The following is a 21,901-nucleotide window of genomic DNA, read 5'->3' as shown; positions in this document are numbered from 1 at the left end:
TTGCCTTTCCGAAGCCTAGAGAAGGACGGCGCCTTCCATGACGCCGATGGCGCGCAGGTCCCGGTACCAGCGCTCGACCGGGTGCTCCTTGACGAAGCCGTGCCCGCCGAGCAGCTGCACGCCCGCGCTGCCGATCTGCATGCCCTTGTCCACGGCCAGCTTCCGCGCCAGCGCGACCTCACGGGCGTAGGGCTTGCCCTGCTCGGCCCGCGCCGCGGCGCGCAGCGTGACCAGCCGCAGGCCCTCCAGCTCGATCGCGATGTCGGCCACGGAGAACGCGACCGCCTGCCGGTGGCTGATCGGCTCGCCGAACGCGGTCCGCTCGTTGACGTAGGGGACGACGTAGTCCAGGACGGCCTTCGCGGTCCCGGCGGCCAGCGCCGCCCAGCCGAGCCGCGAAAGCCGCACGACCTCCGCGAAGACGTCCGCCTTCCCGCCGCCGAGCAGCGCGCCCGCGGGCAGCGCCACCTGCTCCAGGTGCAGCTTGCCGGTCGCGGCGCTGCGCAGGCCCATCGCCGGCTCGGCCTCGATCGACACCCCGGCGCTCGACGATTCGACGAGGAACAGTGCCGGGCCGCGGCCTTCGAGGTCGGCCGACACGACGAACAGCTCCGCCTGCGCCGCGCGCGGGACCAGCGCCTTCACGCCGTCGAGCTGGTAGCCCTTCGGGGTGCGGCGCGCCTTCGTCGCCGGCTTGAACGGGTCGTACAGCGCTTTCTGTTCTTGCAGTGCCAGCGCCGCGGCCGGCACGTGCTCGCCGACGAACGCGGGCAAGTAGTCGGCCTGCTGCTGCTCGTCGCCCCAGCTGACCAGCGCGGTGCTCACCGCGGACGGCGCGAGCACGGCCACGGCCAGGCCGAGGTCGCCGTGCGCAAGCGCTTCCGCGACGAGCGCGTTGGTCACCACCGAGCGTTCCGTGCCGACGCCGCCGAGCTCCTCGGGGATGCCGACCAGGCTGATGCCCAGCTCGGCGGCCCGGCTCAGCAGGCCCTCGGGCGCCTCGAGCTTGGCGTCGGCGTCCGCGGCCGCCGGGCGCAGCTGCTCGGCGGCGAACTCCGTCACCGTTTCGACGATGAGCTGCTGGTCCTCGGTCGGCGTGAGGTCGAACAGCCCGGTGTCGGCGGACGGCGCGAGCCGGGCGGGCTTGCCCAGCTTCTGCACCGACTTGAACGACCGGGTCGCCGCGCCGGCGGCACGGAAGCCGTTGCGGGTCCCCGCGGTGACCAGGCCCTCGAGGGGCTTGCGCAGCCCGGCCCGCTCGACGACCTTGCTCCCGGCCAGCCGGGTCAGCGCGGACAGGCCCCAGCCCATCGCGTCCCGTTTCCTTGGCGCAGCCATGTGGCCCTCCATCCCGTTACCTACTCGCGAGTAGGTTAGCGTGGTGGCCGCGATCGCGCCAGTGCGGGTTCACCGGCGCGTGAGCCGGGCCGAAACTTCCCACAGTTCGCGGGCGAGTTCGTGGTCCGGGCGCTGTCGTTCGAGCCGGGGACGCCCACCCGAACGGTCGCCGGGACCGACGTAGGCGCCGCCCGGGACGTCCTCGGTCGCGGCGAACAGGATCGGCAGGGCCCCGTATTCGGCCTTCTTCTGCGCGATCACCGGATAGAGCGTCTTCACCAGTGCCGCGGACACCCGGCCGAAGTGCCGGTCCAGGCCCGTCCGGGCGACGCCGGGGTGGGCCGCGACGGCGCGCACGTCCCGGCCGGCCTCGGTGAGCCGCCGCTGGAGCTCCTGCGTGAACAGCAGGTTCGCCAGCTTCGACTGTCCGTACGCCCGCACGGGCGAGTAGCGGCGGTGCGCCCAGTTCAGGTCGTCGAGCTGGATCTTCCCCAGCCGCGAGAGCCCGGACGCCACGGTCACGATCCGGCCGGTGAGGTGCGGCAGCAGCAGGTTCGTCAGCAGGAACGGACCGAAGTGGTTGACGGCCATGTGCGTCTCGAAGCCGTCGGCGGTCTTCGCGTACGGCACGGCCATCACCCCGGCGTTGTTGATCAGGACGTCGAGGTCGCCCGACCAGCCGGCCGCGAACTCGCGCACCGAGGCCAGGTCGGCGAGGTCGAGCCGCCGGACTTCGGTGTCGCCCGGCGGGGGCGTGACGCGGGCGGGGTCGCGGACGGCGAGCACGACCCGGTCACCCCGGGCGGCGAGTTCGCGGGCGGTGATGGCGCCGAGGCCGCCGCCGGCCCCGGTGACGAGGTAAGTGGTCATGCGCTCAGCGTCGCCGCGCTCCGAAGGCCGCGGCAGAGCGCGCCGATCGGGGGATCGGCGGTCCCTGGCACCGGCCGGGCGGGCGCCGATAATCGACGGGGTGGACCGCACCGAGCTCGCCGACTTCCTGCGCCGCCGCCGAGAGGCCCTGCGCCCGGACGACGTCGGATTGCCGCCAGGGCAGCGTCGCCGCACGTCCGGACTGCGCCGTGAAGAAGTCGCGACGCTCTCGGGTATGTCGGCCGACTACTACACGCGGCTCGAGCAGCAGCGCGGGCCGCGGCCGTCGGAGCAGATGCTCGCCGCGATCGCCCGCGGACTGCGGCTCACCCTGGACGAGCGCGACCACCTGTTCCGGCTGGCCGGCCACACCGCGCCGACCCGCGTGTCACGCGCGGACCACGTCAGCCCGCCGCTGATGCGCGTGCTGGACCGGCTGCACGACACGCCCGCGCAGGTGATGTCGAACCTGGGCGAGACGCTCGTGCAGAACCGGCAGGCCGAGGCCCTGCTCGGCAACGAAACCGGCCACAGCGGCCCCGCGCGCAGCGCCGTCTACCGGTGGTTCACCGACCCGGCGGAGCAGCGGAGCTACCCGGCGTCCGACCGCCAGGGCCACGCCCGGTTCCTGGTGGCGAGCCTGCGGGCCACCAGCGCCACCGACCGCAGGGCCACCGACTTGGCGCGGCTGCTGACGGCGAAGAGCGCGGAGTTCGCGAAGCTGTGGGAAGCGCACGAAGTCGCGGTGCCGGCCGAGCGGCGCAAGACGATCGTGCACCCGAGCCTCGGCGAGATCGCGCTCGACTGCCAGCTGCTGTTCACCGACGACCACGCCCAGGTGCTGCTGGTCTTCACCGCGACACCCGGGACCGTGGACGCGGAGAAGCTGGAGCTCCTGTCGGTCGTCGGCCCGGAGCTGTCATGAGTGCTGGGCGTGGACGTTCCGGCGCCACTCGCCGAAGTGCAGCCGTTCGAAGGTGATGAGCCCGAGCACCATCGCGGCGACGATCAGCAGCAGCGCCGCGGCGGGCACGTGTTCCAGCACCGGCGTCGCCGCGACCAGCAGCACGCCGAGGACCAGCCGCTGGTGGTTCCAGCTGCCGAGGTTGCGCTTGCGCAGGGAGCTCAGCGCGATCAGGTAGAGCGCGAGACCGCCGGTCAGCGCCCAGATCGGCACACCGTGCAGTGCTTCGCCGGGGGTGTGGTGCTCGGTGTCGGCGATGGACAGGAAGGCCTTCTTGAGACCGAGGGCGACCAGCACGATCCCGGCGATCAGCGGCAGGTGCAGGAAGGTGTAGGAGTCGGTGGCCAGTTTCGCGCGTTCGACCCCGGTCGCGCGGGTCAGCCGGTGCTCGGACACCCGCGCGACGACGTCGAAGTACGTCCACCACATCCCCGCGGCCAGCGCCAGCCCGCACACGGCCGCCCCGGTGACCAGCCACGACATCGGCAGCGCCCCGATCCCGATGCCGATGGCGACGATCGACTCGCCGAGCGCGATGATCACGATGAGCCCGAACCGCTCGGCGAAGTGCGCGGGCGCTTCGAGCCGCCAGCCCTCCGGCCCGGCGAGGTAGACGTTGAGGTAATCGATTCCCAAGGCCACCACCCACAACCCCAGCTGCCAGGGCCCGCTCAGGAAGGCGGCGACGCCGAGCAGGACGACACTCGGCAGCAGCCCGACGAACATCTTCAGCAGCACCCGCCGCAGCCCCGAATCGTGTTTCGCGGCGCCCAGATAGGCAACGAGGTGCAGCAACCGCACGAGCGCATAGCAGGCAACGAACAGAGCGGGCGCGAACAGCCCGCCAGGGTGGTCGACGAAGGCTTCCGGGATGGTCAGCGACACCAGGAACATCACGGCCATGGCCCCGAACATGGCCAGCCGCGCGATCCCGTGGTCGACGTGGATGGTGTTCCCGAGCCAGGCGTAGGAGCACCAGCACCACCACAGGACGGCGAGCATGGCCAGCCCCTGCCCGACACCGACCGGGCTCAGGTGGTCGGCCATCAGCTGGGTGACCTGGGTGATGGCGTAGACGAAGACCAGGTCGAAGAAGAGTTCGATGGTCGAGACGCGGTGGTCCTCATCCGCGCTCACCAGGTGCAGGCGTGTCGTGGGCACGCCGAATTATGGACGAAAACATGTCAAGAGGCTGCGGCTTTGCCGTAACGCCCTGCGCGAACATGGCCGGGCGTGCATGGGTCTGGGACAATGAGCGACGGACGTGGGGAGGTGGGTCGTGCATTCCTATGCGGCCGCGCACCACAAGACGATCATGGCCGTCGACATCGCCGGCTACAACGACCCGAAGCGGACGACCGCGCATCGGCTGGTCATCCACGACGGGTTCTGGAAGCTCATGCGCGCGGCGTTCGCGGACACCGGGATCCCCTGGGACACGCTGTTCAGGGAGAACACCGGCGACGGCGTGATGATCCACCTGCCGGCCGAGGTGGCGAAGGCGGACCTGGTGGCCGAGCTGCCCGACCGGATGCTGGCCGAGCTGCGCCGCTACAACGAGGTGCACGCCGCCGAGGCCAACGTGTGTCTGCGGGTGGCGCTGCACGCGGGCGAGGTCTACCAGGGAAGCAACGGAACGATCAGCGACGCGAACAGCCACGCGTTCCGCCTGCTGGACGCGGCCGAGGTCAAGAAGGCGTTGAAGGAGTCGAAAGCCTTGCTGGCGCTGGTCGTGTCGGACACGTTCTACCGGGACGTCGTTCGCGCGGATCCGGCAGCGGACGCGCCCTCGTACCACCGGATTCCCATTGAGAACAAGGAAACGAAGACCGAAGCCTGGCTGCGGCTGCTGGGCGCCGTCACGAACGGGGTCCCGTTGTTCGCGCCCGCTTCGCCCGCGCCTTCGGACCTTCCGGCGCTCGTGGAAGCGCTGCTCGCGGTGCCGTGCGTGCGCAAGACGGAAAGCCGGCAACTGCTGCTCGAACTGTTCCCCCGCCGGGAAATCGCCGACCTCGTGCCGCACCACGCCGAAGATCGCCTGCAGGTGATCGCACTGGCGCGTACGTGCCTGCGCTTCGACGGGGGGTTGGCGGCCCTGCTCGCCGCGGTCCGAACCGTCGAACCGGAATCGCCGCAAGTGGTGGCGCTGGCCGCGATCATCGACCAGTGGCCCGAGCGGCCGACGCGGTGAAGTGGCCGGTCCCCCTTTCAGTGGTGTCGCGCGTGTCAGGTTTTTGTCCTTTTGCGATTACGCCGAACAGGTAAACTCGCGATCTTCGGTGCGCTTCTCGGGGTGGAGGTGAGGGTGAAGCAAGGGCATCCCGGCCTGGGTATCGCGGTCCGCAAGGCAGTGGTGGACGTGCTGGTGGTGGCCGGTTTCGCCGACGACAAATCCATTCGCACCCTGATGGTGAGCGAACTGAGGGAGGCCCTCGATCAGCCGTTCACCTTTTCGGACCAGTTGACCGGTCGTGATCAATTGATCGAGATCGTTTCCGCGTGCTGCCGCCTCGCGGGAGGGTTGAACGCACTGGCGGACGTGATCGAATTCCTGCGTCCCAGCAGCAAGGAGTGCGCGGAGGTGCGCGCACTCGTGACGTCGGTCCGGATGCACGAAGTCGTCCCGGAAGCCGAGCAGGAGAAACTTCGGGAACGATTGGCGGGTTTCGCGCCGCCGGGACTCGGCATGGCGGTGCGCCGAGCCGCCCGCTACGTCTCGCCGCCGCCTCGCTATGACGACGCGTCCTCGGCGTTTTCCGGGCTCGCCGACTTCAATGCCGGTCCTGGTGAGCTGCCTCCATTGTTGATCTTCGTCGAACTGATCGCCGCCGAATGCGACGAAGGCCTCGCGGCTGAATTGCGCGCTTGGTCCGACGGGCAGGTGCGGCGGCTTCGCCTTGGGGACGCCTTGGGTCAGCTGCGAGCGGAACTGGCGGCCGTCCGTCCGGCTCCGGGCCGGCTCCACCTCTTGATCGTCGTGCGCCCGGATCCCATCGAGGAAGACCTGTACGAGCTTTCCTGCTGGAGACAGGAAGATCCGGATGATCGGCTGCTATCGGGAGGAGACGCCGCGCTGGTCCGCGAAAGCGAGTTGGAGCGCCGCGTCGACGTGTTGATCGACGAAACCGAACAAGCTTGGTCGGAGGTGATCTCCGACGTGGTGGTCGAGTTCGTCTTGCCGCGTGCGCTCTTGAACCTGCCAGTACATTCCTGGGCGACCGAGCGTGCTTCCGGTGCGCCGAGGCCGCTGTACCTCGGCTATCAGACAGTCGTGCGGTCATTGGAACGGATGAGTGCGCCGCGCTGGCACCGCGTTTGGCGGCAGCGGTGGGAGTCGTGGGTCGACGATCCTTCGTTCGATCGGGTGTATTTCTGCCAGGCCGGGGACCGCCGCGATCCACTTCGGCTCGAAGCGATATTGAGCAACGAGCAATGGGCGATGACGGTGTTGGCCGAATCGCCGCCGGTCAGCGCGATCTCCGGGCAGGACGAGCTTTTGCCCGCGTTGCGGACCGGGGTCCCGGTCATCGTCTGGCACCCCACGGCTCCTTCGGAAGTGGTCCGTGAAGTGGTAGCCTGGTTAGCCGAAAGCAGTGGTGGATTGGGAGATTTGCCCGCACTGATAAGGGAGTCTCGGCTGGACGTGCTTCGGAATCCGCCGTCGTCGGGCGATGGTGGAGCACTCATGGACCTGGTGGTGCTGTGGGACGATCCGAATCGATTGCTTCCCATCGGCGAAACCGGGATCGTGGGGAACACCGAAGGAGGTGCCGATCAACGTGACCGAGCTTCCTGACAACCGCGTCGGCGGGCCATCCCACCCGGACAGCCCGCCCGATTGGTGGATCTATCGCGGGACTGGACGGCCGCTGCACGACGTCCGGCTGGCCGACCGCTTGCCGGATCCGCCGCCATGGCGCACCTTCCGGGGAGCCGCGCTCCCGGAGCGGGACGTCTTCCCGCCGGACGACGGCGAGATCGAGCGCAAGCTGGGGACCGAGCTCAGCTACTCCGCCCGCGATGTCGACCCGCACGAGGCGGAGATGGTCAACGCGGCTCTGTACCTGCGGCGGCCGTTGCTGGTGACGGGGCGTCCGGGAAGTGGCAAGTCGTCACTGGCCTACCGGATTTCGCGGGAACTCGGCCTGGGGCGGGTTCTCCGCTGGGCCGTCACTTCGCAGACCACGCTCAAGTCGGGGTTGTACGATTACGACGCGATCGGGCGGGTCCAGGCCGCCGCGGCGTGGAAGGAACTCGCCGGGGCAGGCTCGGGAGCGCACAGCGAGGTCCCGATCGGCGAATTCGTCCGGTTGGGTGAGCTGGGCACGGCTTTCCTGCCGCGACGGCTGCCACGCGTGCTCTTGGTCGATGAACTGGACAAGTCGGAGTCGGACTTGCCCCACGACCTGCTGGGCCTGTTCGAGGACGGCGAATTCGTGATCCCCGAGCTGGCCAGGGATGCACGCCGTTCGACGTCGGCCGAAGTGTTCACCGCGGATCCCGGCTGTACCGCCGAGATCCACCACGGCCGCGTCCGGTGTGCGGCGTTCCCGATCGTGGTGATCACCAGCAACGGCGAGCGGGAGTTCCCGCCTGCGTTCCTCCGGAGGTGCCTGCGGCTCGAGACTCGTGAGCCGGACGCCGGCCAGCTCGCGGCGATGGTCGCGGCACATGCCTTGGACCCGGAGGGCAGCCGGGCCGGGTTGATCGAAGACTTCATCGCGCGCAGCGCTGCCGTCGGGGGCCTGCCCGCGGACAAGCTGCTGGACGCGGTCTTCCTGGCTACCTCAGGGGCTTACCGGCCGGAGGACGGAGCGTGGCCGCGGCTCGTCGATTCCCTCTGGCGGCAGCTCAGCCAGCAGGTGCCGTGAGATGCCGGAGCGGCCGGATCCCACTGCGGGTGACCACGACCTGACGTGGACCGAACTCGGTGACGGCCTGTGGCTCACGGCGGCCATCGACGCGGCCCCGGTGCCGGCTGTGCGGCCGACCATGCCTCCGGAGCGGCCGGCCGCCCCGCTCCCGAAGCATCCGGAGAACCGGCGAGCGCCCCGGGAGCCGCCTCCGCGAGAGGCCGGCGAACGCCCGCTCGCACACACCGACGGTGAGAGCGAATCCGATCGTGAATCGCCGGTGGCCGACCGGGCTTCGTTCACCGCGGAACCTGCGGGAAACAGCGGTCCGCTGGCACCGCGGGCCGGAGGGCCCCCACCCGACGCGGACTTCACCGCCGCGACGGCGCCGGTTCTGCCCGGCGCCGCTGAGCTCGTCCGTGCCCTCCGCCCGTTCAAACGGAAAGTGTTCTCGAAGCAGGCGGACGACGTCGAGCTCGACGAAGACCGCACTGCGGAGGAAGCGGCGCAGACAGGGGCATGGCTGCCGGTCACCAGGCGGCGGCGTGGTCGCTGGCTTGACCTGACGCTCGTCGTCGACTCCTCCCCGTCGATGGCGTTGTGGACGCCGACGGTGAACGCGTTTGTCCGGCTTCTGGAACGTCTGGGAGCGTTCAGGTCCGTTCGGGTCCGGCTGCTGGAAACCGGCAAGACCGGGGCCTCGGAAGGGGGCGAGGTCCTCGGCCCGACCCTGCGCGGTGGCACGGCCGATGCCCCCACGCGCGGGGCGGGCGAGGTCATCGGCGCGTCGGATCGGAGCCTGCTGCTGGTCGTGACCGACGGGGTCAGCGACGCGTGGCACCGAGACCTTGTCTCGCCGATGCTCGCCCGGTGGGGACGGGCCATGCCGGTCGCGATCGTGCACCTGCTGCCGCAGCGCCTCTGGCTTCGTGGCGGGATGAGGATCCACCAGGCGGTGCTCACCCCGCCCGGGCCATTGCGGCCCAGCGGCACCTATGGCGTGCAGTCGGCCGATGTGCTCCTGGATCCTGCCGAGGCCGCCGAGCTCACCGTCGGTGCCGTCCCGGTGCCCGTGCTCGCACTGCAGAACCGGTGGCTCGGCTGGTGGGCCTCGATGGTCACCGGAGTGGGTGGTGTCGACCGCAAAGCCGCCGTAGTGCTCGCCCGCGACGAGCCGCGGCCGGGTGAACGTGGTACGGGTCAGCAGTCGGAACGATCCGCGCGGGAAAAAGTGAAGCATTTTCACAGTTTCGCTTCTCCGTCAGCGTTCCGGCTTGCGACGTTGCTGGCGGCGGTGCCGGTGGATGTTGGCGTTGCCCGGACCCTGCAGGCGGAGCTGATCCCGGGTTCCGGTCCCGATCATCTTGCCGAGGTCTTCACGAGCGGGCTGCTGAAGCGGGTCCGGGACGGAACCCCGTGGGACCGGGTGCACTGGGAGTTCTCCGACCACGTCCGTCAGTTGCTCCTGCGAGGCGCGCGACGCTCGGACACGGCCCACGCGGTGATCAGCGCGTCACGGCGGTTCGGTGACCGGAATCCGGTACTGGCGCGCCTGCAGGCCGCATTGGCGGCTCCGGACGCCACGCCTGACCCGTCACTGCCTGCGGCTACTTTGGCGGACATCGCCCTGGAGCGTGACCTTATGCGTGCGCTATCTGGGCCATATTTATCTCGTGCGGACCGGCTGGAGGGTAGAATTGCAGCTGTTGGTCAACACGGCGGTAACCCGACGACTACGATTCTTGGCCCACTCGGCCCATCATCCGCTACTCTGAGTGGTCAACCCGGCGATCGACCTACTACGCTCTCGGCGGTGAGAGATACTATGTCGCAGGAACTCGAGCCGGCGGGTTCCCCAAGCGAGCCTGCAAACACCGTGGTCCAGCTCGACACCGAAAATGTCGATATACCGCCACTTGTTACCGAACGGTCTGCGGCCGTACGGACTAAGATCGTTCGGGAGGTTGCCGATCTAACCCCCCGAAGCGAGCGCCGTTCCGGTGACGAGGCGCCACCCGTTTGGGGTGCAGTACCACCCAAAAATCCAAATTTCACCGGAAGGCGCGAACTGCTCGATCAATTGAGCGAACGCCTCGGAGCCGGGACAACGGCCGTCCTGCCTGCAGCATTGCACGGAATGGGAGGTATCGGCAAGACGCAGATGGCGGTGGAATATATCTACCGACATCTAAGTGATTATGACATCGTCTGGTGGGTCCAGGCCACCCAGACCACTCAGATCCGCAGGTCGCTCACCGAACTCGCCCAGCACCTGCGGCTGCCCGGCGCCGAAGAAGCCATCACCGCAGTCCCGGCGGTCCAGGAGGCCCTGCGGCTGGGTCGTCCCTACCGGCGCTGGTTACTGGTCTTCGACTCGGCCGAGGATCCGGCCATGGTACGGCCGTTCTTTCCGGTGGACGGACCGGGGCAGATCTTGGTGACCTCGCGCAACCCCAGTTGGGCTGGCATCGCGCGGCCGCTGGAAGTCGCCGTCTTCCAACGCGAAGAGAGCAAGAACCTGCTCGCCCTGCGTCGTTCCGAACTCGCCGACGCCGACGCCGACCTCATCGCCGAGAAGCTCGGCGACCTGCCGCTGGCCATCGAGCAGGCGGCCGCCTGGCTGGCCGAGACCGGCATGCCGGCGCGGGACTACCTGGCTCTGTTCGACGAGAAGGTCACCGAAATACTCGACACCGCCGCACCCAATGACTACGAGGTATCCGTCGCCGCGGCGTGGAACGTTTCGTTCGACGAGCTGAGCTCCCGTAGCCCGGCAGCGCACCAATTGCTCCAGGTCTGCGCTTTCTTCGCCCCCGAGCCCATCTCGCGCAGCCTGTTCACCGGGGTACGCGACGCTTCGATCGCTCCGGAACTCGACGCAGCGTTGCGCGACCCCATGCGACTGGGGCGTGCGATTCGTGACGTCAACCGGTACAGCCTGGCGAAGATCGACCACCGTAGCAACACCCTGTTGCTACACCGCTTGGTGCAACTCGTCCTGCGCGGGAGGATGAGCGACCAGCACCGACTGGAAATGCGCCACGGCGCGCATCTGCTGCTGGCGAAAATGGACCCCAACGATCCTGCTGCAACGGAGACTTGGTCGCGTTATCTGGAGATCCTCCCGCATATCTACGACGCCGAGCTGACCGATTGCGACGATCCGTGGGCCCGTCAGCTAGTAATCAACCTGTTCATGTTCCTTTATCACTGGGGTGACCACGAGGGTGCGCGTGCTCTCGCCGAGCGGGCGGTCAAGGCGTGGGCAAGTGATCGGGAGCAGCGGGTGGTCCGGGGCGAACAGCTGGCTGAAGACCCGCCGCTGTTGGAACTGGCTGCTTCCAAGCAGCTCGCGTTCCTCTACTGGGTGGTAGGACGGTACGACGACGCCACCAAGGTCGCCCAGGACACGCTGGATCGCTACACGGCAACGCTCGGGCCGGCCAGTGAAGAGACACTGGGCGCGCAGCTCACCTATGCGCTCATCCTCAAGGCGCGGGGTGACTTTTCCGAGGCGCGGCAGCGCAACTCGGAAATCTATGTCAATGCCCGTGGCCTGTTCGGCGAAGATGACCCTGCCACCCTGGGTGCGGCGCACGACTTCATCGTGGCGCTCCTGCTGACCGGGGAGTACGCGGAAGCGCGCGAACTTGCTGAAAAAACTTACTCCCGCCGTGTTGAAACCTTCGGCTTCGACAACGTCGAGACGATCGCCACGCAGGTACTGCTCGTTCTCGCTCGCCGCGAACTCGGACACTACTCCTGGGCCAAGATCGAGATCGAGCGAATCGCCGAGCGAGCCGAACAGCTTTTCGGTGGCGACAGCATCGGGACGTTGCGCCGCCGCTACTACCAGTCGGTGTCGTGCCGCAAGGACGGTGACCACGGCGCAGCGCTCGAACTTTCGAGCGAAGCACTGCGCAGGTTCCGCATCCGCTATGGCGACAGCCATCCGAACGCGATGGCCTGCGCGCTGGGGCATTCCATCGACCTCCGGCATGCGCGAAGGTTCGCGGAAGCCAAGGCGCTCGGCGAAGAGGTGTACAACCTTTACCGGGAGAACCTCGGGGAAAACCACCCGCACACGCTGTCGGCGCAGCTCGACCTCGGCGTGAGCCTGCGGCTCGGTGGCGATCCTGCGAGCGCGCGCGTGGTCGACGAAAAAGCGCGGACCGGGTTGAGCAAGAAGGTCGGTGAGGACCACCCGCATACAATCGTCTGTGGAATCAACCTCGCCAGTGACCTCTTCGCACTTGACCGAATAGAGGAGGCAGCCGCTCTCGACGCCGACCTCTTGGACCGGGCGCGCCGTGTCCTGGGCGAAGACCACCCGACCGCGCTGGCGGTGCAGCTCAACCGGTCGCTGGACCTGCGGGTCATAGGGCATACCGCTGAGGCGGATGCGCTGTATGAGGACGTGATGACGCGGTACCGAATGGTGCTCGGAGAAGAACACCCAGGCACGGAGTCGGCGTCGCGCGGCGTCCGGGCGGACTGCGACATCGATCCGATGCCGTTGTAGGGGAACTCCTCGCGGTTGGGTGGTTCAGTGGGTGAACCGCCCCACCCAGCCGGCGATCGCTTCCACTGACGGAGTCGTTCCCGGTTCGTCGCGCAGTAGACGATGCACCGCCCGGACCAATTCCGGGCGGTGCAGCAACGCCCGCGACGCCGGTCCGGTGCTCCGTGCCGATAGGGCGAGACCGAGGCCGACGAGCGCGGACGGGTCGTCCGGGTCCACGGACAGCAGGTGCCGGTACTCGGCTGCTGCATCCACCGGCCGCCCGGCCACGAAGTGGAGGTCTGCTTCCGTCGCCCCCGGGACCGAAGACGCGTCCTCAGCTAATCGAGCGGCGCCGCCCGGTCCGAGGCGAAGCCGGATCAGGTCCGTGCGAGCCTCCTGCCAATCCCCGTCTGGCACCGGGGTCGGCATCCGGGGCTCCGGCGGGCCGGCTACGGCGCATCGGGGCCGCGAGAGCCCGGTTCGCCAGTCCGCGGCCAGTTCGGCGACTGTACTGGGATCGGGACGCAAATGTCTGGTCCGCCAGGCTGCATAGTGGTCTTCTGCCGCGAAGCGGGTCCACCTGCGGGTGCCTGTGTCGACCGGTTCGGTCTGCCACGGCCGGAGTTGCGCGGCGACGCCGTCGAGGAACCGGCGGCCCGCTGGGGTCACGCTCTCGTCGACGCGCACCGTGGCGAGTGTGCGCCAGACCTGTTCGCGCCAAAGGGCGAATTCAAAGGCGGCGAGCTCGTTGTCCGGTTCGGCGGCGGCCAGCGCGCGCCAGAACGATGTCACGCCGGAGAAGGCGTAAATTCCGTGAAGTACTCCACCGATCGGCCGCGGATCGGAGCGCCACGGTGCGTACAGTCTTTCCCTCGGGTCGTCCGTGCTGAGCCGGACGAGGTGGAGCAGGCCACCGAGCCGGATGTGCTGGAATTCGTGGACGAGCGCGGCCGCGAGCGTGGCGGGATCCTCGCCGTAGGCGACGATCGCGCTGCCGAACGCCTCCCCGGTCGACGCGCTGGGCAGCCGGAACGGGACGGCCGGCGCCGGTACGATCGAATCCAGGCCGACCGGGAGGACCTCCGCGACGGCGGGTAGGTGCCGGACGAGCAGCCGCCACGCACCGTCGAGCACGGTTCGCCACGATTCGACCTCGACCGGGTGCAACGGCTCCGGCGGAATTGGCTCGTATAGCCCGCGATACGGATCCAGGTCGTCGAGCCGGATCGCGAGCCGCTGGTCACCGGACCACAGAACGGTCTTCCGGATCGGGGACCAGCCTGGTGCGTCTGTGGACGGGCATGCAGGCAGGCGGACCATTGAATGCCGATCGCGGATTTCGACGATGCCGTGTGAACTCCGGACGGTGGCCAGGGAAAACGGCGCTTCAGCCCGTAGGTGCGCCAGTCCGAGCGTCGGTAGCACGGCGTTGCCCCGCCACACCGGCAGCTCCGTCTCGAACGGAATTCTGGCACGAACGGCTGCTGCCGCCGCCAGGCAGTGCACGTATCCGAGATGCACCCAGAAGGGACAGACGCCGGCGACGTCGTGCTGGTAGAGCCGAGTCGTGTAGCCGGCCCAAGTTCCCGTGTACGGGTGGGAAAGAATCGCGTCGAGCTCATGAGGAGCAGCCCGTTCGACCCTGGCCAGCAGTTCCCAGGCCGTATCCGGTGACGGCAGCGGGGAGTACAGGTCTTCGGATTTTGTGACCACTTCGACCAGGCCACGCAGCAGCAGAAGCCGACGGCTTCGCTCAGCGGATCGCAGTTTGCGCAGCTGATCAGGGCTGCTTTGACTGCGCGCGATCGCGTCGAAGTCCGTCCACAGCAGCTGATGCCGGCCTAGTTCCGTGGCAGGATCCGGAGATTCCGACGACTCCACGATCAATCGACCCGTTTCGCGCCGCTGCCGCTACCGCTTGCGGTCACCGGGATATGGGTGACGCGTTCCACCGCATGTCGTAATGACCTCCGCATTTCGCCGCCTTCCAGCGTGCGCAGTCTGGTGAGCGAAACGCCGCTGAGATCGATGAGTTCCGATTCGATTCCTTCTTCTGCGCCGGAACGAGCTGCCTGCATCACGATTCCCTTCTCGCAGGGAGAACGGACCCCGTCGGCCCACTTCGCATTATCCCGCACTCTGGGTCGTTACGACAGGGACGTATGCAGTGCGCCGTTCGGGTGATGCGAAGTCGGCTGCTCGCGGGACCGGGTCGCACGTCCGCGGCACGCATCAGTGATCATGAATCGTATCGTCCTGTACACGACAATGCACTGGATTCCGCACCAGAAGGCGCGCAGTTGCGGTGCCCAGCGCACGCGACGGCCTGCCGACGATCGCACGCGACGGCTTGCCGGCGATGATCAACTGTCCGTCAATTTCTGTCGGCGCTGCACCGATTCGCGCATCTGACGGAATCCGCGAGCTTGGCAGTTCGGCGTCTCCGGCCCACACGTTGTCCATCTTTTGCCCACTCCTACGGCGGGGGTCGATGGGTAAAATCACCGTTCCCGGGCAGCCGGGCGGGAGGTGGTTCGTCAAGTGTCGGCCGGAGAACGAACTTACGGGCCGAGCCGTGAGCTGCACATCCCATCGACGGTTCGCGTCGCGGTCCGGGAGGCGATCGTCAATCTTCTCGCCAGCGCCGGGCTGGCCGCCGATCGACCGAGCCGGTCGCTCTTGGTGGACCTGATCCACGACAATCTCGGCTTCTCGTTGACCCTCTCCGAACACGCGATCGGACGGGATCAGCTGATCGACGTCGTCAACGCCTGTGCCAGAGCGGATGGCGGGATGCGCGCGCTCGACCAGGCTGTCCACATGCTGCGGCCCGGCTCCCCGGAAGCGGAGCATGTGCACCGGCTCGTGCGTGAACCGCGAATGCACGACCTGCTGCCGGATTCCGAATTGCGTTGGCTGCGTTCGACGCTGGCCGGAGTCGCCCCGCACAGGCTGGGCGCCCTCCTCCGACGGTCGGCGAGCCCTGCGGCATACCCCGCCGGCGAACCGGGTGACGCCTGGGAGGCGTTCTGTCTGCTGACCGAGCTCAACACGCCGGCGCACGGACTGCCGCCGGCGTTGACCTTCATCGAACTCGTCGCCGCGGAATGCCCGCGGCAGCTGGGTGATGAACTTCGAGAATGGAACACCTGGCAGGCACGGCGGGTCCAGGGTGAGGCTCGGTTGCACGAACTGCGTGCCGAACGCAAGCCCGGTGCCAGTGACGGACTGCGGTTGCACTTGGTGATCATGGTGGAAGTGGACGGCATCGACCCCGACCGGCACGTCGTTTCCCATTGGCGGCAGGAAGATCCACGGGAGTGGCCGCCTGCCCGCGGTGGGATGGCCACGGTCCAGAGCGTGGACCTTGAGCACCACGTCGACCGGCTGGTCGTCGACGCCGAGCGTGCTTGGGCGGAATACCGCGAGGAAGTGGCGCTCGAATTCATTCTGCCGCGGGCACTGGTCAACTTGCCGGTGCACCGGTGGTGCAAGGAACACGAGACAGGGGATCCCCGGCCGCTTTCCCTCGATTACCCGATCGTCATCCGCTCACTGGAACGGATGTTCTCCCGGCAGTGGCATCGCGCGTGGCGGATACGGTGGGAAGCAATGCTCGGCAACCCCTCCGCTGAACGGGTGTACTACTGCCGACCTCAAGACACTGCGAAGCGTCATCGGCTCGACGCCACCCTCAGCGACGGACGCTGGTTGGTGATGGTGCTCGCCGAACCGCCGCCGGCGCGGCCGCGACCGGGGGAGGACGAACTGGCGACGGGATTGCGGACAGGGATTCCGGCCCTGCTGTGGCACCCTCACGCGCCCGCCGAGGTGGTTCGTGAACTCGTTGCCTGGCTCATCGACGGTAGCGGACTCGGCGATCTCCCCGTGCGGACGCAGGATTCCCGGCGGGCGGCGTTTCGTGAGGTGACGATCCCCGTCGACCTGCGGATCGCCGGCGACCTGGTGATCCTGTGGGACGACCCGAGCAGACTGATCTTTCTGGACGATGACCCTTACCTGTCGGATGTGACTCGGGAGAATGCGGATGAACGGGGAAAAGCGTCCTGAACGGCCGGACTGGTGGATCTACCGCGGTACCGGCCGGCCGCTCGACGGTGCCACGCTCGCCGATCTGCTTCCACCCGCGCCCCCGTGGCGCGCGTTCGACGGTGGGCCGTTGCCGGACGAGGACGTCGTGCCTCCGGACGAGGGCGAGGCGACCCGGCGGCTGGGGTCGGAGCACCGGCTGATCACCAGGCACGTCGACTCGCACGAGATCGACATGGTCAACGCGGCGCTGTACCTACGGCGGCCGTTGCTGGTGACCGGCAGGCCCGGCAGTGGTAAGTCGAGCCTCGCGTACCGGGTCGCCCGCGAGCTCAGGCTGGGCCGAGTCCTCCGGTGGCCGATCACGTCCCACACCACACTGAGGGCCGGCCTGTACGCCTACGACGCGATCGGCCGGGCTCAGGCGGCCGCCGGTACTCGTTCGGCCGCACGGAACGGCGACCAGGAACCGCCGATCGGTGAGTATGTCCGCCTCGGTGACCTCGGGACGGTCTTCCTGCCCCGCAGGCTGCCTCGCGTGCTGCTCATCGACGAGCTGGACAAGAGCGAAGCCGATCTGCCGAACGACCTGCTCAGCCTGTTCGAGGACGGAGAGTTCGTGATTCCCGAACTTGCGCGGATGCGCAGCCGGACCCGTGAGGTCGAGGTCTTCACGGCCGATCCCGGCATGACGACGACGATCGTTGACGGCCGCGTCCGATGTGTGGCCTTCCCGTTCGTCGTGATCACCAGCAATGGTGACCGCGACTTCCCGCCGGCCTTCCTCCGCCGGTGCCTGCGGCTCGAAATCCAGGATCCGGACGTCGAGCAACTGGCGGCCATGGTGGCGGCACACGCACTCGATCCGGGCGATGCACACCGGTCCCGCATCATCGAGGAGTTCGTCAGCCGGAGCGAGGCGTTCGGGGGGCTGCCGATCGACAAACTCCTCGAAGCGATATACCTGGCTACTTCGGGGGCGTATCACGATGAAGGTGATTCTTGGCCGCGGTTGGTGGACGCGCTCTGGCGGCAGCTGAACTCGGTGGTGCCGTGAGATGGCCGAGGATCCGCGGGAAATCTTGGTCGGCGGCGAGCCGTTGTCGTGGAGCGAGGTCGCCGACGCGGTCTGGCTGGCGGCGCTCCGCCGGCCATCAGCGCAGCCGGACGACGAACCGGAACCACATTCCCCGACTCCGGCCCCGGCATCCGAGCTGCCGTCACCACCGGTGTGTGAGCCACACCCCGAGGAGAGTCCACGGCCGGCAACGGGGCCCGATCCGGTGGCCAGGCGGCAACGGCATCGCGTTGCCGGAGGTTTCACGCGGGACGTCCATGGGGTTGGTGATCAGGGTGCGCCGTCGAACGGCCGGGCCCCGAAGTCGGGAACCATGCCGGGCGGCCCGGATATCCTGCGGTCCCTCCGGCCGTTGAAGCAACTGCGTCCCTCGACGCGAGAAGACGACCTCCAGCTGGACGAGGAGTCGACTGCCGAGCGAGCCGTACAGGACGGCCTCTGGCTGCCCGTGCTGAAGCCCGCCCCGACGACTCGCGTCCTCGATCTGACGGTGGTGGTCGACGCGGGAGCGTCGATGGCTTTGTGGCAGTCGGAAGTCAGGGCGTTCCTGAAGCTGGTGCAACAGCTGGGAGCGTTTCGGACGGTCCGGATCCGGTACCTCGAAACGGAGGCCCGCGCGACTGACGGCTCTCTCTCACCGGTGCTGCGCGGCGGCACGCCGGACGCGCCGCAGCACAGTGCGGCCGAACTCCTCGGCTGGTACGGCGACCGGCTCATGCTGGTCCTCACCGACGGCGTCGGCGAAGCGTGGCGGCGAGATCTCGTGTCGCCGCTGCTCGCGCAGTGGAGCCGTGGCATGCCGGTCGCGGTGGTGCACCTGCTGCCCCAGTACATGTGGAAGAAGAGTGGTCTACTGCTGCACCGGGCTTTGCTCGCTTCGCCCGGCCCGTTCCGGCCGAACCGTCGTTACGGGTTCGAGCTGCCGGATGCCTGGATGACCATGGCGGATCCGGAAAAGGCGGTCACCGGCGCGGTGCCTGTCCCGGTCCTCGAACTGGAGGGCCGGTGGTTCAGCTGGTGGGTGCGGTTCGTTTCGCGCACGGTCAGCCAGGCGGTTCCGGGCACGGTCCTGCTCGCCCGCGACCAGCCGCTGCCCGAGCCGGTGGACGACGAGGCCGCCCTGCCCCTGTCGGCTGAGGAGCGGGTCCGGCGGTTCGTCGGTGCGGCCACACCGCCCGCGTTCCGCCTCGCAACTCTGTTGGCCGCGGTACCGGTCAGCCTGCCGATCGCACGGTTCGTCCGAGCGGAGCTCGTGCCCGAAGCCGGGACGGCACACCTCGCCGAAGTGTTCACCAGCGGGCTCCTTTCTGCGCCCGAAACGGGGAGCACTCTCGAAGACGACGCCGTTTTCGAGTTCCCGATCCCAGTTCGCGAGGCGCTGCTCGCGGCCGGACGACGGGCGGAGACCGTGCGAGTGGTCGCCGCGACCGGACAGCGGTTCGGCGAGCGGCACCCCGTGCTGCTGAAGATCGCCGACGCACTCGCCGACCCCGACCGCGCCGCGCTGCCCGATGATGCGGCGGACATTTCTCTCGAGCGAGTCGTCATGCGCGCGCTGTCGGGTCCGTATGCCTGGCGAGCCGAACGCCTGCAGGAGCGGGAACACGAGCTCGCCGCCGCAGAGGAGGGGCGGGACGTCGTTGCGGAGGACGACTCGGCCCCGACCGCCACGGCCGAGCCGGCCCTCGCCGCGGAGCAGCTGGTCGCGGACGTCCGCGAAGAAGCGGCCACCTCCCTGCGCCGCGTCCGACGGATCACCACCGACGCGCCGGTCGTTTGGGGCGCGGTTCCCGCGCGCAATCCGGAGTTCGTCGGCCGTCGCGAACTGCTCGACCGCCTCGCGGCCAGCCTGCGGTCGGCGGGCTGCGTGATCCTGCACGGGCCCGGTGGCCTCGGCAAGACCCAGATCGCGGTCGAGTACATCTACCGGCAGCTGCGCGACCACGATCTCGTCTGGTGGGTCAGTGCGCCTCAGGAGTCCCAGATCCGCGCCTCCCTGACGGAACTCGCCCGGCAGCTGCGGTTGCCAGGCGCCGAGGAGGCGCTCACCGCAGTGCCGGCGGTCTTGGCTGCGCTTCGTTCGGGTAAGCCCTATCGCCGCTGGCTGCTCGTCTTCGACGCGGCCGACCATCCTGAGTCACTCCTGCAGTTCCTGCCGGCCGACGGGCCGGGCCGGGCGTTGGTCACCGCACGGGACGCCGCTCCCGGCGGCTTTCCCGCGGAGCCGGTCGAGGTGGGCCGATTCGCCCGGGCGGAGAGCATCGAGCTGCTGCGCCACCGTGATCCTGCGGTTGTGGTTGCGGACGCCGATGCGCTCGCGCGAAAGCTGGGCGACCTGCCGATCGCGCTGGCACAGGCCGCGGCGTGGCGGGCCGAAACCGGCATTCCGGTCGCCGAGTACACCCGGCTGCTGGACGAAAAGATGGCCGAGATCCTCTCGGCGTCTCCACGGCCGTCGGACGACGAGATCTCCGCGACGGCCGCCTGGAACGTCTCTTTCGACGGCATCACGTCTCGCAACCCGGCCGCACACCAGCTACTTCAGGTCTGCGCGTTCTTCGCTGCCGAACCGATTTCCCGCAGCCTGTTCGCCGGGGTGCGGGGGGTGTCGATCGCTCCGGAGCTGGACACCGCGATGCGGGATCCCGACCTGCTGGACCGAGCCCTGAGGGACATCAACCGGTGCCGGCTGGCGAAGCTGGACCACCGTAGCGGCACCCTTCTCCTGCACCGGCTCGCGCAACTGGCGCTGCGGGCGCGGATGTCCGGGGAGACCCGCGCGGCGATGCGCCACGGTGCCGCCCTGCTGCTGGCCAACCTCGATCCGAACGACCCCGCGACCGCGTCGCTGTGGCCGCGCTACCAGCTGGTCCTGCCGCATCTGCGGCACGTCGGCCTGATCGACTGCGACGACCCTTGGGTCCGCCGGTTGCTGCTCAACCTGATGAAGTTCCTGTACTTCTCCGGTGACCATGCCGGTGCGCTGGCGCTGGCGGAAGAAGCCGCGACGGCCTGGACGGACCGGTACGGCGCCGAAGACGCTCAGACCTTGGCCGCGTCTGAGCAACTAGGGCGCACGCTGTGGGTGCTCGGCCGGTACGAGGAGTCGTCGAAGGTTTGCCGACAGACGTTGCACCTTTACCGGCAGACCACGGGGCCGGATTCGGAACAGGCCCTGCGAGCGGAGACTCTGGTGGCCGTCGGGCTGAAGGCCAGCGGTGACTTCTTCGCGGCACGGGATCTCAACCGGAAGACTTACGAAAACGCCCGGTCCCTGTTCGGCGCCGACGACCCATCCACCCTGGGCGCAGCGCACGACCTGGTCGTATCGCTGCTCCTGGCAGGAGAGTACGAACAGGCGCGCCGGCTCAGCGAGGACACCTACGAACGCCGATCCGAGGTACTCGGTTACGACAACTGGAAAACCATTCTCACGCTGAACATCATGATCATCTGCCGACGCGAACTCGGCGATTACTCGTGGGCCCGCATCGAGCAGGAGAAGGTCGTGGAGCGAGTACGCGACCTCTTCGGATCGGACACCGACGGCGTCGTCCGCCGCGACTATCACCTCGCGGTGGCACAGCGGAAGGACGGTTACCACGAGGCTGCGCTGAACCTGTCGGGCAGCGCATTGGAGCGCCTACGGCGGAAGTACGGGCCGGACAACCCCAACGCGTTGGCCTGTGGACTGGCCCATTCACTCGACCTGCGCAACGCGGGTGAGCCGGCGGCCTCGCTCGAGCTCGGCGAGCAGGTGCTGGAGCTCTACCGGGCCAACATGGGCGACCGGCACCCTCATACCCTGGTGGCCGATGCGGACGTCGGGGTGACCTTGCGCCTGCTCGGAGACCCGGCGGCCGCGCTGAGCCGGGACGAAGGGGTGCTGACGGGACTGCAGGAGCGGCTGGGCCCGGCTCACCCGCACATCCTGGCGTGCTCGATCAACATTGCGAACGACTGGTACGCGCTCGGCGACGTGCAGCGTTCCCTGCGGATGAACACCGAAACGCTCGCGCGGCTGCGGCGGACGTTGCCTGATAGCCATCCCATCACCCTGGCGGCCCGGCTCAACCGGGCTCTAGACCTCGAACGGCTCGGCCGCCTCCGGGAGGCCGTCAGCCAGCACCAGGAGGTTCTCGGCGCGATCGGTCGGGTTTTCCGGCGCGGACACCCCGCGGTTGCCGCCGCGGAAAACGCGGTTCGTGCGGAGTGCGACATCGACCCCATTCCGCTGTAACTCG

The 21,901-nt window shown here is 68.5% G+C and carries 14 protein-coding genes; 8 read left to right on the top strand and 6 right to left on the bottom strand.

All coding sequences use genetic code 11. The features are described from left to right. Positions 1 to 15 precede the first annotated feature (15 nt). Together AB0F15_RS03725 and AB0F15_RS03720 are read right to left on the bottom strand one after the other, a co-directional pair. Complete coding sequence (locus AB0F15_RS03725; RefSeq protein ID WP_360264773.1) at positions 16 to 1,311, bottom strand: acyl-CoA dehydrogenase family protein; 1,296 nt, start codon at positions 1,309 to 1,311, stop codon at positions 16 to 18. A 96-nt stretch (positions 1,312 to 1,407) separates the two neighbouring features. Next, on the bottom strand, positions 1,408 to 2,208 hold the full coding sequence (locus AB0F15_RS03720; protein WP_360264610.1) for an SDR family NAD(P)-dependent oxidoreductase: 801 nt from the start codon (positions 2,206 to 2,208) through the stop codon (positions 1,408 to 1,410). A gap of 100 nt (positions 2,209 to 2,308) precedes the next feature. On the opposite strand from AB0F15_RS03720, the gene AB0F15_RS03715 reads away from it, so the two are divergent. Further along, positions 2,309 to 3,133 (top strand): helix-turn-helix transcriptional regulator, encoded by an 825-nt coding sequence (locus AB0F15_RS03715; RefSeq protein ID WP_360264607.1) that lies wholly within the window; start codon positions 2,309 to 2,311, stop codon positions 3,131 to 3,133. Here the strand turns inward: AB0F15_RS03715 and AB0F15_RS03710 are convergent. Continuing rightward, on the bottom strand, positions 3,128 to 4,333 hold the full coding sequence (locus tag AB0F15_RS03710) for a low temperature requirement protein A (RefSeq protein ID WP_360264604.1): 1,206 nt from the start codon (positions 4,331 to 4,333) through the stop codon (positions 3,128 to 3,130). The genes AB0F15_RS03715 and AB0F15_RS03710 overlap by 6 nt on opposite strands. Before the next feature lie 118 nt (positions 4,334 to 4,451). Between AB0F15_RS03710 and AB0F15_RS03705 the strand changes: the two genes are divergently transcribed. The 4 genes from AB0F15_RS03705 (at position 4,452) to fxsT (AB0F15_RS03690) (ending at position 12,547) form a co-directional block, all read left to right on the top strand. Then, positions 4,452 to 5,363, top strand: a complete 912-nt coding sequence (locus tag AB0F15_RS03705) for a hypothetical protein (RefSeq protein WP_360264601.1) — start codon at positions 4,452 to 4,454, stop codon at positions 5,361 to 5,363. A 114-nt stretch (positions 5,364 to 5,477) separates the two neighbouring features. Then, the gene (locus AB0F15_RS03700; protein ID WP_360264599.1) at positions 5,478 to 6,968 is read left to right on the top strand and encodes a hypothetical protein; all 1,491 of its coding nucleotides are present in this window, start codon (positions 5,478 to 5,480) and stop codon (positions 6,966 to 6,968) included. Further along, positions 6,952 to 8,043 (top strand): AAA family ATPase, encoded by a 1,092-nt coding sequence (locus tag AB0F15_RS03695; protein WP_360264596.1) that lies wholly within the window; start codon positions 6,952 to 6,954, stop codon positions 8,041 to 8,043. Before AB0F15_RS03700 ends, AB0F15_RS03695 begins: the two co-directional genes overlap by 17 nt. A 1-nt stretch (position 8,044) precedes the next feature. Beyond that, positions 8,045 to 12,547, top strand: coding sequence for an FxSxx-COOH system tetratricopeptide repeat protein (gene fxsT / locus AB0F15_RS03690; RefSeq protein ID WP_360264593.1), 4,503 nt, complete (start codon positions 8,045 to 8,047; stop codon positions 12,545 to 12,547). Between the two features lie 24 nt (positions 12,548 to 12,571). Here the strand turns inward: fxsT (AB0F15_RS03690) and AB0F15_RS03685 are convergent, their stop codons facing one another. The 3 genes from AB0F15_RS03685 to AB0F15_RS03675 all read right to left on the bottom strand — a co-directional run bounded on the left by AB0F15_RS03685 (position 12,572) and on the right by AB0F15_RS03675 (position 14,992). Then, a complete protein-coding gene (locus AB0F15_RS03685) occupies positions 12,572 to 14,410 on the bottom strand; it encodes an HEXXH motif domain-containing protein (protein WP_360264590.1) in 1,839 nt (612 codons plus the stop codon). Between the two features lie 2 nt (positions 14,411 to 14,412). Next, positions 14,413 to 14,610 carry a hypothetical protein gene (locus tag AB0F15_RS03680; RefSeq protein WP_360264587.1) on the bottom strand — a complete coding sequence of 66 codons (198 nt, stop codon included), beginning with the start codon at positions 14,608 to 14,610 and terminating at the stop codon, positions 14,413 to 14,415. 151 nt (positions 14,611 to 14,761) lie between these two features. Then, on the bottom strand, positions 14,762 to 14,992 hold the full coding sequence (locus AB0F15_RS03675) for a hypothetical protein (protein ID WP_360264584.1): 231 nt from the start codon (positions 14,990 to 14,992) through the stop codon (positions 14,762 to 14,764). Between the two features lie 78 nt (positions 14,993 to 15,070). Between AB0F15_RS03675 and AB0F15_RS03670 the strand changes: the two genes are divergently transcribed. The 3 genes from AB0F15_RS03670 to fxsT (AB0F15_RS03660) are packed head-to-tail and all read left to right on the top strand — an operon-like array spanning position 15,071 to position 21,897. Then, positions 15,071 to 16,600, top strand: coding sequence for a hypothetical protein (locus AB0F15_RS03670; RefSeq protein WP_360264581.1), 1,530 nt, complete (start codon positions 15,071 to 15,073; stop codon positions 16,598 to 16,600). Continuing rightward, positions 16,578 to 17,636, top strand: a complete 1,059-nt coding sequence (locus AB0F15_RS03665; RefSeq protein ID WP_360264578.1) for an AAA family ATPase — start codon at positions 16,578 to 16,580, stop codon at positions 17,634 to 17,636. The genes AB0F15_RS03670 and AB0F15_RS03665 overlap by 23 nt, the downstream gene beginning before the upstream one ends. Before the next feature lies 1 nt (position 17,637). Continuing rightward, positions 17,638 to 21,897 carry an FxSxx-COOH system tetratricopeptide repeat protein gene (gene fxsT / locus AB0F15_RS03660; protein ID WP_360264575.1) on the top strand — a complete coding sequence of 1,420 codons (4,260 nt, stop codon included), beginning with the start codon at positions 17,638 to 17,640 and terminating at the stop codon, positions 21,895 to 21,897. Positions 21,898 to 21,901 lie beyond the last annotated feature (4 nt).

Origin of the sequence: Amycolatopsis sp. NPDC026612, assembly GCF_040638285.1 — a bacterium.
Classification (GTDB): Bacteria; Actinomycetota; Actinomycetes; order Mycobacteriales; family Pseudonocardiaceae; genus Amycolatopsis.
The sequence above is the reverse complement of the archived record's forward strand: the minus strand, read 5'-3'. Positions and strand labels throughout refer to the sequence as shown.

Coding starts and splice junctions, on each gene's coding strand:
- AB0F15_RS03725 (WP_360264773.1), bottom strand. CDS start 1,311: ATGGGCTGGGGCCTGTCCGCGCTGACCCGGCTGGCCGGGAGCAAGGTC.
- AB0F15_RS03720 (WP_360264610.1), bottom strand. CDS start 2,208: ATGACCACTTACCTCGTCACCGGGGCCGGCGGCGGCCTCGGCGCCATC.
- fxsT (WP_360264593.1), top strand. CDS start 8,045: ATGCCGGAGCGGCCGGATCCCACTGCGGGTGACCACGACCTGACGTGG.
- AB0F15_RS03675 (WP_360264584.1), bottom strand. CDS start 14,992: ATGGACAACGTGTGGGCCGGAGACGCCGAACTGCCAAGCTCGCGGATT.
- AB0F15_RS03665 (WP_360264578.1), top strand. CDS start 16,578: ATGAACGGGGAAAAGCGTCCTGAACGGCCGGACTGGTGGATCTACCGC.
- fxsT (WP_360264575.1), top strand. CDS start 17,638: ATGGCCGAGGATCCGCGGGAAATCTTGGTCGGCGGCGAGCCGTTGTCG.